Source organism: Mesorhizobium sp. CA7 (assembly GCF_020165015.1).
In the GTDB taxonomy this organism is placed as follows: domain Bacteria; phylum Pseudomonadota; class Alphaproteobacteria; order Rhizobiales; family Rhizobiaceae; genus Mesorhizobium.
Genome location: NZ_JAIUHH010000001.1, coordinates 863,254 through 877,923 on the forward strand (window position 1 = coordinate 863,254; position 14,670 = coordinate 877,923).

Sequence of the window (14,670 nt, forward strand, 5' to 3'; positions counted from 1 at the left end):
AAGACCCTGGAATCCATGCCGTTACCTTCGCCAAGGCGTGCAACGGAGCAGAATTCCGCACCGTGGCGGCGCTTCCAAGTCACGGCATAGATTCTATGGTCTGCGCCGCGTCGCTTCGCTCCTTGCTCCGCCATAGAATGACGAGGTTGGGGCGGCTTCAGCCAATCCCCGGCGCCGTTCCGTGAAACGGTGAAACGCCCTGGTTACCCGACACAGGGATTTTGAAAGGTTGCCGTTCGTCACTCTTCCTGGAATTGCTCTGGACCGCTCGGCTATGCCAGCTTCTCCTTCAGGAAAGCAATCGTCCGGCCCCAGGCGAGATCGGCGGCCTTCTTGTCATAGCGCGCGGCCGAGGTGTCGTTGTTGAAGGCGTGGTTGGCACCCTCATAGACATAGACCTTGTATTCGACATGGGCGGCGTCGAGCGCCTTCTTGTAGGTGTCGATGCCGGCGTTGGTGCGTTCGTCCAACCCGGCATAGTGGAGCAGCAGCGGCGCCTTGATCTTTTGAGCGTCCTCGGCCTTGGGCTGCATGCCGTAATAGGCGACGCCGGCGCTGAGGTCGGGCGCATGGACAGCGAGTTGGTTCACCGCGCCGCCACCCCAGCAGAAGCCGACCGCCCCGACCTTGCCGTTGCCGTCCTTGAGGCCCTTGAGATAGGCGATCGTCGCCACGCCGTCGGCGGCGACTCTGGCCACGTCGAGCTTGGTGAACATGTCGCGCGCCTTGTCCTCGTCGGAGGGCGTTCCACCAAGCGGCGACAGGAAGTCCGGCGCCAACGCGATGAACCCCTCCAGCGCCACGCGCCGGGTGACATCGCGGATATGCGGGTTCAGCCCCCTGTTCTCGTGGATGACGATGACGCAGCCGAGCTTGCCTGACTGGTTCGCGGGCTTGACCAGATAGCCCTTCATCTCGCCGCGTGAGCCGGGATAGGTGATGTCCTCGCCCTTAACGCGGCTGTCGTCTTCGGCGACGATCGCCGCTTGAGCGGAATTGGCGGCCAGCATCGGCGCGATCGCGGCCGCCGCGGCACCAGAGCCCGCCAGCTTCGTCAACTGCTCCATGAAGCGGCGGCGGTCGAGCGTCAGATGCGTGTATTCGTCATAGGCATCGATCATCGCCTGCGTGATGACAGGCTGCGTGACGACGGGCTTGGCAACGGGGCTGGTCATGATTTTCCTCGACGGTTGGCGGTGGACCGCAAGATAGGGTCGAGTATCGCATGGTCCAGTCACGCCCCGGTGACGACCCATATGGGCGGAACCCTGGTGGAGCCAACCCGCCGTCGCGCCGACAAGCCAGCGCGATTCATCACATTTTGGTCATTTCCGAAAGGCTTGATGGTGCTGTCACATTAGGACGTGAAGTTGCCTGAGCGCCCTACCGAAACGAATGACGAAAAGGGGAATGCCATGAACATCCAGGATATCATCAACACCGTTTCCTCGAAGGCCGGCCTCGACGAGCCGACCACCGAGAAGGTTGTCGGCACCATTTTTTCCGTGCTCGAGCATGAGGCTGAAGGCACCAGCATTTCGTCCTTCTTCGACCAGATCCCCGGCGCCGGTGAGTTGGCCCAGAAATATGACGTGATGGCCGCCGGCGCGACGGCCAATTCGGGCGGCGGACTTCTGTCGTCGCTGCAGGGCGCGCTGGGCGGCGTGCTCGGCGAAAAGGCCGGCGCGCTGATCAACGGCATCGCCGCGCTCAAGGCGTCCGGCCTCGACATGGCGCAGATCCGTCAGGCCGGCGAGACCTTGATCAAGCAGGCCGAGGTTGCCGCCGGCCCTGATCTGACCAACCAGGTGCTGGATCAGGTGCCCAGCTTGCGGGGTCATCTCGGGCTTTGAAGCATTCCGAACCGGTTTTGAACGGCTCGGCCTTTCGACGGCAAAGCTGATCCGCTTTCTGGCGACCGAAGGCCTCCCACCGGCGAAATCGATTAGTCCACCTTATGGGGAACAAGATAGTTCGTAGTTTTTGTGCCTCGGGTGACTGTTAGGGCGGAATATCCAGGCGGCGGCGAATCGGTAACCGTGGCGTCAACCTCCCTGCATCGGCCAATAACTTCGCCGACAGGGGACTTAGCCAAACGATCCGCCAAGGCCGCTCTGCATTCATCGGCGGAGTAGATTTGAGGCGCGATTTCGAGCGGCCGACAAGCCCACCCCGGACTGCACGAAAGCAAAATCATTATCGCTGACGCCTCCGGTCCCATTTCGTATTTTCCTCAACGCTCATCCGACGTGACAAAGGACAGTGCGATCAGGTCATCAACGTCGATGCCGCCGCGACCATTGTCCAAAATGTCGGCGAGAGCTCCCGACCTACGCCGACTGGCAGTGCCTTTGGAAAGGGCCAGCTTAGCCGAGTAGCCAAGGCGCAATTTGGTCTTGCAGTCATCGTACCTGAAGATGCTTACCGCCTTGAACCATGAACCGGTTTTGATGGATCGGCGAGTGGCAGTTACGGCACTCGTAACGGATGCTGACGTCCCGCAACTCATTGGAAATCGACACCGTCCACCTCTTGCCCGCCCCTAACGGATGCCCGCCATCCTGGGGGTGACGGGCATCCATAAACTGGCGATGAAGGGACTCATGTCCGCCAGTCGGGGACACAATGAGATAGTGGGCTATATGTTTCGTCCTTGGGACCAATGCTTGTGATGTGCGACTTCAGTCGGAACCGATAGCCCGACTGGGGACTTGCGCCAGGAACGAACCAACCGACCCTCCGTTGACCCACTGCCGGAAGCTCCCGCTACAGCGGTTGAGCACAAAGCAGAGGCTCCAGCGCTGGCGGGTTACGCGCTGGAGCCGTCTTAAAAGGTTGGAGCGAGAAAATGAAAGACTATCGGAACAGTGTCCTGGAGGCTCGTTGGCTTCTCGCCGTACCCGCGTCGCTTCTCCTGACCGTCCTGCTGGCCGGCTTCTTGCTTTCGTAGCAGGCCGGCCTCGCCTTGTCCTATTTCGGCAGCGTGTAGGCCATCACGTAATCGCCTGGCTTGGTGCCGACCGAGCCGTGGCCGCCGGCGACGATGACGACGAACTGGCGGCCGTCGGCCACCGTATAGGTCATCGGCGTCGACTGGCCGCCCGCCGGCAGCCTCGCCCGCCACAGCTGCCTGCCGGTGGTGAGGTCGTAGGCGCGCAGATAGTCGTCCACCGCGGCGCCTAGGAAAGCGACGCCGCCCGCCGTGATCATCGGCCCGCCGATGCCGGGAACGCCGACCTTGAGCAGCAAAGGCAGCGGCGTCATGTCGTAGACAGTGCCGTTGCGGTGCTTGTAGGCGATGTTTCCCGTCTTGAGGTCGACGCCGGCGACATAGCCCCAGGGCGGCGCCTGGCAGGGAATGCCGAGCGGCGACAGGAACGGTCCCATCACCACCGCGTAAGGCGCGCCTTCATTGCGGTTCAGCCCCTGCTCGCTGCCCTTGGTATCGCCCGGCGGCGGCACCTCCGTGCGCGGGATGAGCTTCGAGGTGAAGGCGAGGTAGGTCGGCATGCCGAACATCACCTGCCGCACCGGATCGACCGCGACGCCGCCCCAGTTGAAGACGCCGAAATTGCCGGGATAGATCAGCGAGCCCTGCAGCGAGGGCGGTGTGTAGCGTCCCTCATAGCGCAGCTTCTTCAATTCGATCCGGCACGCCAGCTGGTCGAACATGGTGATGCCCCACATGTCGGCGCCGGTCAGCGGCTTGGGATTGAAGGACAGGTCCGAGGCCGGCTGCGTCGGCGAGGCATGATCGCCCTCGATCGCGCCGCCGGGCGCCGGCACGTCTTTCACCGGAATGATCGGCTCGCCGGTGCGCCGGTCGAGCACGTAGAGATCGCCCTGCTTGGTCGGCCCGACCAGCGCCGGCACGACGCCGCTCGCCGTGGTGATGTCGACCAGCGACGGCTGCGCCGGCACGTCCATGTCCCACAGATCGTGATGCACGGTCTGCCGTACCCAGCGCAATTGCCCGGTGTTGAGATCGAGCGCGGTGATCGAGGAGGAAAATTTCTCGACATTGGCGCTGCGGCCCATGCCGAGCTGGTCCGGCGTCTGGTTGCCGAGCGGAACGTAGAGCAGTCCCAGCTTCTCGTCGGCGCTCGCCGTCGACCACATGTTGGGCGAGTTGTGAGTGTAGGTTTGCCCGGCGGGCAGCGGCGTCGTCACGTCCGGATTGCCGGAATCCCAATTCCATAGCAGCGCGCCGGTGCCGGCGTCGAAGGCGCGGATGACGCCGGACGGTTCCTCGGTCGAATAATTGTCGTTGACCGCGCCGCCGACGATGATCTTGCCGGCGACGATCAGTGGCGCCGACGTCGAATAGTAATAGCCCGACTTCGGATAGGGCATGTTGGCCATCAGGTTCAGCGTGCCGGCCTCGGCGAAGGACGGACACACCTGCCCGTTCGCGGCATCGAGCGCGATCAGCCGGGCGTCGGAGGTCGGCAGATAGATGCGCGCGGCGCAAGGCTGGCCGGCGGCGATCTTGGTATCGGCATAATAGGACACGCCGCGGCAGGTCTGGTGCTGGCGGTTGGGGTCGAGCTTGATCTTCGGATCGTAGCGCCACTTCTCCTTGCCGCTCGCGGCATCGATGGCGATGGCGAAATTATGCGGCGTGCAAATGAACAGCGCATCGCCGATCTTCAGCGGCGTCACCTGATAGGTCGTCTCGCCGATATCGTCGGGGCCTTTCACGTCGCCGGTGCGATAGGTCCAGGCCGGCTGCAGCTTGGCGACATTGTCCGGCGTGATCTGGTCGAGCGGCGAATAGCGCTGGCCGAAAGGCGTGCGGCCGTAGAACTGCCACTCGCCGGCCGGGATGTCGCCGCCGAGATTGGCGGCCGTCGCCGCCTTTTCGGTGCCCAGCGTGCCGCCGATATCCATGGGATCGGCGGTCATCGAATAACCGGCGACCGCGAGCGAGGCGAGCACGGCCAGGATCAGCGGCGCGCGTCCGTCCGGCCCCCGCAGCCCCCGCCTTGCCCACGGCGTCAGCAACCATAAGGCGACGAGCACGATGACGCCGCCGCGCGGACCGAGCTGCCACCAGTCGAAGCCGATTTCCCAGACTGCCCAGCACAAAGTGGCGAGCACGAACAGCGCGTAGAGCCAGAGCGAGGTCGACCTGCGCCTGAACAACAGCCAGGCGGTAATCAGAAAAACCAGACCCGCGATCAGGTAGTACCAGCTGCCGCCCAGCGCGATGAGCCAGATGCCGCCGCCGCCGAGAATGAGACCGATGAGGAAAAGGACGAGGGAGGTGATGGTGACAGCCAAGACGGTGCTCCTTCGACTGTTGCGCCTTCGCGGCCGCTCTGAGGCGACGGCGAGCCGTCCCTGCCCTGCCGGCAGCTTTCCCTCACCCGCTCCGGCTGTCAAGTTGGGGCCAGACACGCGAAACTAGAACAAAACGTAGACAGTTCTGGTCTTTCGCTGCCGAATCACTACATTCGGGGGCGATGTCGGGCTTTTCCGAGGACATGCCTTTTTTTGATGAACCGAATGCGCGGCCGGCAGCGGCTCCATCCGGCATAGCCGCGCGCGCCATGGCGGCGCGCAGCGGCCAGAACGGCGTGCCCGATTATCTCAAGGGCCTGAACCCGGAGCAGCGTCTCGCCGTCGAGACCACCGAAGGCCCGGTTCTGGTGCTGGCCGGCGCGGGCACCGGCAAGACGCGGGTGCTCACCACCCGCATCGCCCATATCCTTGCCACCGGCAGGGCCTTCCCCTCGCAGATCCTGGCTGTCACCTTCACCAACAAGGCCGCGCGCGAGATGAAGCAGCGCATCGGCATCCTGATCGGCGAAGGCAATGTCGAGGGCATGCCTTGGCTCGGCACCTTCCACTCGATCGGCGTGAAGCTGCTTCGCCGCCACGCCGAGCTGGCCGGGCTGAAATCGGACTTCACCATTCTCGACACCGACGACGTGGTGCGGCTGATCAAGCAGTTGATCCAGGCCGAAGGGCTGGACGACAAGCGCTGGCCGGCCAAGACCTTCGCCCAGATGCTCGACAACTGGAAGAACAAGGGCCTTGGCCCGGACGAAATAGCGGAAGGCGATGCGCGCAGCTTCGGCAACGGCAAGGGCCGCCAACTCTACAAGGCCTACCAGGAACGGTTGCAGACGCTGAATTCCTGCGACTTCGGCGACCTGCTCTATCACCCGATCCGCATCTTCCGCGCCTATCCGGACGTGCTGAAGGACTACCACCGCAAGTTCAAATACATCCTCGTCGACGAATACCAGGACACCAACACCGCGCAGTATATGTGGCTAAGGCTCCTGGCGCAGAGGCCAGGGACTCCGAGAAATGGGGCCCCGGGCGGCCGCGCACCGAGCGCATCGAAATCGACTATCGATAGAACAGAAGGTGGTCACTACAGACCACCAGTTCCCGGAGAGGAGCCGTTAGCCCGCAGCGATGAATGGGACGTTTCGGCCGAAGGCCGCAAGCCCGACTGGGCGTCCGAGCCGTTGCGAGGCCCCCGCGGAGGGCCCGCGCCGGCAGGCGCGGAACAGCCCGTGAGCGTAAATATTTGCTGCGTCGGCGACGACGACCAGTCGATCTATGGCTGGCGCGGCGCCGAGGTCGACAACATCCTGCGCTTCGACAAGGATTTTCCGGGCGCCACCATCATCCGGCTGGAGCGCAACTACCGTTCCACCGCGCATATTCTGGGCGCGGCCTCGCACCTCATCGCCCACAATGAGGGCCGCTTCGGCAAGACGCTGTTCACCGACCGCGACGACCCCGAGGACGACAAGGTTCACGTCCACGCCGCCTGGGACTCGGAGGAAGAGGCCAGGGCCATCGGCGACGCGATCGAGGCCTACCAGCGGCAGAAGCATAATCTCAACGACATGGCGATCCTGGTGCGCGCCTCCTTCCAGATGCGCGCCTTCGAAGACCGTTTCATCACGCTCGGCCTGAACTACCGCGTCATCGGCGGCCCGCGCTTCTACGAGCGCCTGGAAATCCGCGACGCGCTTGCCTTCTTCCGCGTCGTCGCCAATGGCGGCGACGACCTTGCCTTCGAGCGCATCGTCAACGTGCCGAAGCGCGGGCTCGGCGAAGCCACCATCCGTCAGATCCACGACACGGCCCGCGCCATGCGCATCCCGATGCTGGAGGCCGCCGCGACGCTTGCCGAAAGCGACGAGCTGAAGCCGAAGCCGCGTGCGGCGCTGCGCGAGGTCGCAGCCAATTTCGAGCGCTGGCAGAAGGCGCTGGAAACCACCCCGCACACCGAGCTCGCCGAGACCATCCTGGAGGAGAGCGGCTACACCGACATGTGGAAGAACGACCGTTCGGCGGATTCGCCCGGGCGGCTGGAAAACCTCAAGGAGCTGATCCGCTCCATGGAGGAGTATGAATCGCTACGTTCCTTCCTCGAGCATGTCGCGCTGGTGATGGAGGCCGAGCAGGGCGAGTCGCAAGATGCGGTCTCGATCATGACGCTGCATTCGGCCAAGGGCCTCGAATTCGAGACCGTCTTCCTGCCCGGTTGGGAGGAAGGCCTGTTCCCGCATCAGCGCGCGCTGGATGAAGGCGGACGCTCCGGCCTCGAGGAAGAGCGCCGGCTCGCCTATGTCGGCCTGACGCGCGCCAAGAAAAACCTGCATATCTGGTTCGTCTCCAACCGCCAGATTCACGGCCTGTGGCAATCGACGATCCCGTCGCGCTTCGTCGACGAATTGCCCGAAACCCATATCGATATCGCCGACAGCGGCAACAGCTACGGCGGCTACGGCAATCCCTATGGCGGCGGCTCGTTCGCTTCCGGGCGCGGCGGCGGACGACAGAATCCCTACGGCGCCTCGCGCTTCGACAATATCGGCGCCAAGGACCAGGGCAGCTTCTCCAACACCTATGCCACGCCCGGCTGGCAGCGCGCGCAGGCCAACCGCACCGAGGCGACCGACCGCAACTGGGGCACGCGCTCCGGCCACCAGGTCGAGCGTATCGGTTATGGCGAGACCGATTCAGGCTACGGCGCCGGCCGCACCAGCGTGAAAGGCCGCACCATCGAAGGCGAGCTGGTGGCCAAATCCGTCGCCGACACGCCGTCCGCCTTCAATGTCGGCGACCGCGTCTTCCACCAGAAATTCGGCAACGGCAACATCGCGGCCATCGACGGCAACAAGCTCACCATCGATTTCGACAAGGCCGGCCAGAAGCGGGTGCTGGACGGGTTTGTCGCGCCGGTGTGAGAGCTTATCGATTTGTCCTAAAGGAACAAATGGGGTACAATCGCTTGCATGGCTTACGACTCACGATATATTGCAAATTTGGTGCTTGATCGTGCGGACGCCGAGGGGCTTGGAATTACGAATCTTGAAATCAACAAGATAATCTATTTTTTGCATTCTACATATCTGGCAAATTTTGATAGGCCATTAATTGATGCAAAGATAGAAGCCTGGGACTATGGTCCAGTAATTAGAGAAATATACTCAGAGTTTAAGCGATTTGGAGCTTCGGATATTAGTGCAAGGGCCACGAGATTAGACTTAAACTCTCTAAAGAGAGCGCCAGTGTACGAAACCATGAGTAGTTCGGATGAAACTTTCTTGCATCCGCTGATTGATAAATACATGCGTTTGGGGGCAACTAAACTCGTTAATATGTCTCACGAAAAAGGTGGACCGTGGGACCTAGTGTATAATGCTTCGGGGAGGAGCAATCCTGGAATGGAGATAACCAACGATCTCATTCAGCGATACTTTTTAAGGCAAACCCGACATTAATGAGGAACGCTCGTGCAGATAAGCAAACTTAGCAGGCCTCCCTACGCTCACAATTGGGTTCGTTACGTTTTCCCTGATCGTGTTCGAACTACCAAGGAACTCGTCAGGTTCGCAACGGGTGTTCCGACCACCACATATTCTGCAGCGTCGCCGATTATTCGAGATCGAATTGTTTATGGGTTAGATCGGCGAACAGCGTTAATCGCAGCAATGTCCAAAGGGCGCGCAAATAGTCGCGGCATTGTCGCCGAATATGTTACGGCATTTTATGACTACGATGAAAAAAGAGGCTACTTCGGCAAGCCCTGTTTTGACGAAATAGTTGAACCATTTCGAGTTGGTAAGGGTCTTGTCGTTCCCGTCAAGCCCCTGATTACCATCGTTGAGAATGGACTACAGGTTCCCATTTTCACTGTGGGTTGGGCGAATTTCCCGCTGACCAAATGGCAAATGCGTCTGCTTGCCACAATTTTCGAAGACGCGGTCTTCTCGCTTACCGACTTTAGAAAATCTCCTGGCGAATTTCTCTGCTTCCCAAAAGTTGGGAAAGGTGATGCATCTAAGCGCCAGCCTCTGGTCTGGAGACGCGGTGATTTTGAGCTTCTCTCAAAAAATGAACTTCGCGAGTGCCTTGATGAATTTTTGCTCGCGCTGGAAGATGCGAAAATAATTCTAGAGGCAGCACTTCGGAAAGAAAAGGCTGAAGCCCCCGCTGCGGAAGAAACACCGCTGAGCGAGACGCCACTGTTTGACTGGCGCTAGGGCGCTGACGACAGTTGGTTCCAGGCTCTGACTTCGGGTGAGTTACCTGTACCGCGCCTGGTTCCACTTATGGCCGAGCAGCGACAGGATGATGATCAGCCCGTTGAAGAACTGCACGTAGAAGCCGCTGAGGCCCGCCGCCACCACGCCGGTCTGGATGAACGACACCGTAACTGCGCCGATCGCGCCGCCGACCACCGTGCCGATGCCGCCCCAGGTCGGGGTGCCGCCGACGAACACCGAGGCCAGCACCGGCAGCAGATAGCCGTCGCCCGCCGTCGGCCACCAGGTGAAATTGATCATCACCGAGAAGGTGCCGGCGATCGCCGCGCCGATGCCGACGAAGACGAACACTTTCACCCGAACCCATTTGACGTCGATACCCATCTGCCTGGCGCTGTCGGGATTGTCGCCGACCACTTTCACCTGAGCGCCGAAGCGGTGCCGGTTGTAGAGCAGAGCCGAGAACACGACGAAGGCGATAGCCCAGAAGATCTGTACCGGGATGCCCCAGACCTGGCTGGAGAAGATCTTGTAGGCCGAGCTGTCGGCAAGGCCGGTCAGCGCCGTCGACTTGCCTTCGTTGATGATCTGGATCAGGCCGCGCAGCAGGAAGTTCATGCCGAGCGTGGCGATCAGCGACGACAGGCCGCCATAGACGACCAGCGAGCCGACCAGGAAGCCGAGCAGGGTGCCGGTGACGAGCGCCGCCGCGATGCCGATAAACGGATCGTAGCCGGCCTGCACGACCAGCGCGAAGACCCAGGAGGCAAAGCCCATTGTCGCCGGAAATGACAGGTCGATCTCGCCGCAGGTGACGACGAAGACCAGCGGCACGACCACGAATAGTGCGACGGGAAGCGTCGTCAGCACGGAGCTGTAGAGATACCAGGTGGTGAAGACGGTGGGGTTGGCGATGATGAACACCGCCATCATGACTATGAACACGGCGAGCGTGCCCAGCGATGCGCGATTGTCGATGACGAAGCCGCGCAGCCAGTGGTTGGACGGATGGCTCCATTCCTTGGCTGGGTTCTTGGCTGCCTGGCCGCTTGCCGTTCCCAGAGGAGTTTGCAGATCGGGTTCCATCGCCTTGCTCATTGCGCTCCCTGCTCCGCGCCCTCGTGCAGTCCCGGCAATCCGCCGGGGTGTGCTACGTCTTCCATGAAGTTGATGAGGTCTTCTGCCGACTTGACCTCGTTGCGGTTGGCCGCGAGCGCCACCTTGCCGCGGTCGAGCACGACGAAGCGGTCGGCGATGTCGAAGACATGGTGGATGTTGTGCCCGATGAACAGGATCGAGCGGCCGCTCGCCCGCACCTGGCGCACGAAATGGAAGACCTTGGCGGTCTCGGTCAGCGACAGGGCCGTGGTCGGCTCGTCGAGGATGATCAGTTCCGCCTGCTTGTAGATGGCGCGTGCGATCGCCACGCCCTGGCGTTCGCCGCCGGAAAGCTGGCCGACGATCGAGTGCGGCGTGAACACTTTCGAGGTGAAGCCGATCTCGCGCATCAGCCGGCTCGCCTCCTCGATCTCCTTGTCGACCTTCAGCCAGCCCATGAAGCTGGTCAGTTCGCGGCCCATGAAGATGTTGCGCACGATCGTCTGCTGCACGGCCAGCGCGCGGTCCTGGAACACCGTCTCGATGCCGGCGTCGCGCGAGCGCGCCGCGCTCCACCCGGTGACCGGCTTGTCCCGCACCAGGATCTCGCCGCTGGTCGGCTTGACCACGCCTGACAGGATCTTGATCAGCGTCGATTTGCCGGCGCCGTTGTCGCCGATAAGGCCGACCACCTCGCCGCGGTCGACGCTGAGGTTGACCCCGCCCAGCGCATAGACCTGGCCATAGGATTTCTTGATGTCGCGCAGTTCGATGATGCGTTCGCCCATGCGATCCTCGCTGGAATTGTCTGTCTGCCGGTCATCTCGCCGGCCGGGCAATAATCCCGGCCGGCGGCTTGGGAGGTCAACGCAATGCCTGCTTGGCCAGTTCGGAGACGATCTCGTAGTTCTGCGGCGTGACGAAGCCGGCGCCGGTGTCGACATTCATCGGCGCCAGCCCCAGCACCACCTGCTGGCAGAGGCTGAGAACCGGCAGATAGCCCTGCAGGAACGGCTGCTGGTCGGCCGTCAGCTGCACCCAGCCGCCCTTGAAGCCTTCGACGATCTGCGGACTGGTGTCGAAGCCGAAATTGAAGATGTCGCCGGGCTTGCGGCCCGCCGCCTGCATGTAGGTCGCGACATTGCCGAGCATCTGGCCGCCGGGGTAGCCGACCGCCTTGACGTCGGGGTGGTTGAGCAGCGCCGCCGTGATCACCGGAATGGCGAGGTTGGGATCCGACGCCCATTCGCCGCTCGGCGGTGAGGACAACTGGATCACCTCGACGCCGGCTTCTTTCAGGGCCGCCACCGTGCCGCGCTCGCGCGCGCCGCGATTCTCGTTCTCGAACGGGCCGATCATGATCGCCTTGTCGCCCGCCTTGAGCTTGCCGAGCTTGAACGCCTCAACACCGAGCGCGCGGCCCTGCTGCTCCTGCTGCGCGCCGACATAGCCGCCGCCGAACGCCGCCATCACTTTCGGCACCGGCACGTTCTGGTACATCATCTTGATGCCGTCCTTATGCGCCTGTTCGGCCAAAGGCATGATCGCGGCATCGCCCGGATGGCCCATCATGGCGATGCCCTGCGGCTTGACCGCGACCGCTTCGCGCAATTGCTGCACCATCTTCTCGACGTCCCACTGCGAGAAGATGTAGTCGACCTTCGGCCCGAGATCGGCCGCCGCCTGCTTGGCGCCATTATAGACGATGGTGCCGAAGGCATCGCCCTCGGCGCCGCCGACGAAGAAGCGGATGTGTACGTCCTTGCACCATTGCGCGTCGAGCGCGTGCGCCGGCAAGGCAGAGATCGAGGCGCAGAGCGCCGTGGCAGCCGCCACGACGGTCGAGCGCAGAACAGTCCTTCTGGTCGTCATGCACGTTCCTCCCTTTTAGACCCCTCCCGATAGAGGGTTTCGAATTGATCTGCGTCCTCGGTCGGCCGGCTCCTCCCGCCGGCCAATCCTCACATCGAATCTGGCCTCAAGCCGGATTGGGCACGTAGCTGTTCCCTCCCCGGCATTGCTTCAGATAGTCGAGCGCGCGCGCCTGTCCGGTGATCTCGAGGTCGCCGCGATAGACCGGATCGTGCCAGCCCTCGATGTCGATGGCGCCCTTGTAGCCGGCCAGCCGCAACTCGCTGATCACCCGCGTCCAGTCGCTGTCGCCGAAACCCGGCGTGCGCATCTGTACGAAGGGCAGTCGGCCGAACACGCCATGCTCGCGGATCACGTCCCAGCGCACCGTCGCGTCCTTGCCGTGGACATGGAAGATGCGCGGCGCCCATTTGCGGATCTGCGGAATCGGATCGATCAGGTACACAAGCTGATGGCAGGGCTCCCATTCCAGCCCGAGATTGTCGTTTGGCAATTCGTTGAACATCAGCTCCCAGGCGTCCGGATTATGCGCGATATTCCAATCGCCGCTCGCCCAGTTGCCGTCCATGGCGCAATTCTCGAAAGCGATGCGCACGCCCTTGTCGGCGGCACGCTTGGCCAGCGGCCCCCACACCTCGCGGAAGCGCGGCAGGCTGTCGGTCAGCTTCTTGCCGCGGATGCGGCCGGTGAAGCCGCTCACCGTCGAAGCGCCGAACAGATGCGCATTATCGATCACCGTCTCCCAGGCCGCCAGCACACCGCGATCGACCTCTCCATTCTCGAGCGGGTTGCCGAACACCCCGATCGAGGACACGGTCACATCGGCATCGCCGATCGCCTCGCGGATCTCGCCCGCCAGGCGCTTCAGGTCCTTGCCGCCCAGCGTCTGCCAGAAGAAGGGCTGGATGCTCTCGAAGCCGAGCGGCAGGATCTGTCTGACGTATGCGGCCGGATCTTCGAGATTGGCCCGCACCATGGTGCCGATCCTGATATCGAGAAGCGGGTTTGCCGTCATTATGCTTCCTTGGCGATTGTCACGCGCCGCCCGCTCTCCGCGCTCTCGATGGCGCCAAAGACCATGGCCAGGCTTTTGATGTTGTCGGCGCCGCGCGTCTCCGGCTCGGCGCCGGTCTCGATCGCGTGCATGAAATCCCGGATGATGCCGAGATGGCCGTCGACGCGGTCGGCGGGATCGAGCGGCGGCACTTCGATGGGCTGGGTCTTGTCGATGATCCCGTCGCGGCCGGACGCAACCACCTCCGCCTTCAGCCCGTCATGGCCGTCCCACAAGAGACTGCCGCGCTCGGCGACGATGCGCCAGCTTCCCTCCCAGCTCGTGCGGAAACCGTCGGCGCACCAGGAGCCGGCATAGGTGAAGATCTTGCCGCCGCCAAGGTCGAAGACGGCGCTGGCCGACGACCCCTGTCTGTACCAGGAATTCACGGGTTCCCATTCCTGGCAATAGACGCTGGCCGGCTCGCCGGCGACCATGTAACGCGCGGCATCGAACGTGTGGATCGCCATGTCGAGCAAGAGCACATGGGCCATCTCCTCGCGAAAACCGCCGAAATGCGGCGCGACGAAGAAGTCTGCATGGATGCTGGTCGGCTTGCCGATGGCGCCGGAGTCCAGGAAGCGCCTGATGCGCCTGACATTGGCGACATAGCGGCGGTTCTGGACGACGGCGTGGATGCGCCTCGCCTTGCGCGCTGCCTCGACGATGGCGCGCGCATCCTCGGGGCTGTCGGCCAGCGGCTTCTCGGTGAGCAGATGGCAGTCGTGCGCGAAGGCCGAAAGCGCGACCTCGCGGCGTGCGGCGGGAACCACGACGTCGAACACGGCATCGGGCTTGGTCTGGTCGAGGACGGCGTCGAGGTTGGTGCCGATGATGGCATCGGACAGCGCGTATTCGCGCGCCCTCGCCTGGGCCCGCTCGGCATCGAGGTCGACGAGGCCGACAATGGCGAGCCCGTCGATCTGCTTCACGGCATCGAGCCAGTGCTTGCTCATCGCTCCGCACCCGGCCAGGACGACCCTCATCATCCAGCGCTCCTCCTCCGCCGGTCCCTCCAGACCGGACGTCACGGCGTCCACGGCGTCACCGTAAACGTTTTTCCGTAAACGTTTACGAGAACACACCCGATGGCGTAGAATGTCAACCGGCTGCCCGCAAAAATCG

General features: G+C 62.7%; 11 protein-coding genes. 4 read left to right on the plus strand and 7 right to left on the minus strand.

Annotation, left to right across the window (positions count from 1 at the left end):
• Positions 1–272: 272 nt before the first annotated feature.
• The gene (locus LB552_RS04180; RefSeq protein WP_224602058.1) at positions 273–1,175 is read right to left on the minus strand and encodes a dienelactone hydrolase family protein; all 903 of its coding nucleotides are present in this window, start codon (positions 1,173–1,175) and stop codon (positions 273–275) included.
• Between the two features lie 240 nt (positions 1,176–1,415).
• On the opposite strand from LB552_RS04180, the gene LB552_RS04185 reads away from it, so the two are divergent.
• Entirely contained in the window at positions 1,416–1,853 is a 438-nt protein-coding gene (locus LB552_RS04185; protein WP_140839779.1) for a hypothetical protein, read from the plus strand.
• Positions 1,854–2,970: 1,117 nt separating this feature from the next.
• Here the strand turns inward: LB552_RS04185 and LB552_RS04190 are convergent.
• Entirely contained in the window at positions 2,971–5,283 is a 2,313-nt protein-coding gene (locus LB552_RS04190; protein WP_224602060.1) for a glucose/quinate/shikimate family membrane-bound PQQ-dependent dehydrogenase, read from the minus strand.
• A 182-nt stretch (positions 5,284–5,465) separates the two neighbouring features.
• On the opposite strand from LB552_RS04190, the gene LB552_RS04195 reads away from it, so the two are divergent.
• From LB552_RS04195 to LB552_RS04205, 3 genes are read left to right on the plus strand one after another with little or no spacing between them, the layout of a single operon-like run.
• A complete protein-coding gene (locus LB552_RS04195; RefSeq protein ID WP_224602061.1) occupies positions 5,466–8,219 on the plus strand; it encodes an ATP-dependent helicase in 2,754 nt (917 codons plus the stop codon).
• A gap of 48 nt (positions 8,220–8,267) precedes the next feature.
• Positions 8,268–8,756 carry a type II toxin-antitoxin system antitoxin SocA domain-containing protein gene (locus LB552_RS29830; RefSeq protein ID WP_224602064.1) on the plus strand — a complete coding sequence of 163 codons (489 nt, stop codon included), beginning with the start codon at positions 8,268–8,270 and terminating at the stop codon, positions 8,754–8,756.
• Positions 8,757–8,768: 12 nt separating this feature from the next.
• Positions 8,769–9,518: a hypothetical protein gene (locus LB552_RS04205; protein ID WP_224602066.1), complete on the plus strand. Its 750-nt coding sequence runs from the start codon at positions 8,769–8,771 to the stop codon at positions 9,516–9,518.
• A gap of 42 nt (positions 9,519–9,560) precedes the next feature.
• On the opposite strand, the gene LB552_RS04210 is transcribed toward LB552_RS04205, so the two are convergent.
• From LB552_RS04210 to LB552_RS04230, 5 genes are all read right to left on the minus strand, one after another.
• A complete protein-coding gene (locus LB552_RS04210) occupies positions 9,561–10,619 on the minus strand; it encodes an ABC transporter permease (protein ID WP_224602068.1) in 1,059 nt (352 codons plus the stop codon).
• Complete coding sequence (locus LB552_RS04215; protein WP_224522839.1) at positions 10,616–11,407, minus strand: ATP-binding cassette domain-containing protein; 792 nt, start codon at positions 11,405–11,407, stop codon at positions 10,616–10,618. Before LB552_RS04215 ends, LB552_RS04210 begins: the two co-directional genes overlap by 4 nt.
• 76 nt (positions 11,408–11,483) lie before the next feature.
• Entirely contained in the window at positions 11,484–12,491 is a 1,008-nt protein-coding gene (locus LB552_RS04220) for a substrate-binding domain-containing protein (protein ID WP_224602070.1), read from the minus strand.
• A gap of 106 nt (positions 12,492–12,597) precedes the next feature.
• Entirely contained in the window at positions 12,598–13,506 is a 909-nt protein-coding gene (locus LB552_RS04225; RefSeq protein WP_224602072.1) for a sugar phosphate isomerase/epimerase family protein, read from the minus strand.
• A complete protein-coding gene (locus LB552_RS04230; protein ID WP_224602074.1) occupies positions 13,506–14,534 on the minus strand; it encodes a Gfo/Idh/MocA family protein in 1,029 nt (342 codons plus the stop codon). The genes LB552_RS04225 and LB552_RS04230 overlap by 1 nt, the downstream gene beginning before the upstream one ends.
• Between the last annotated feature and the right edge of the window lie 136 nt (positions 14,535–14,670).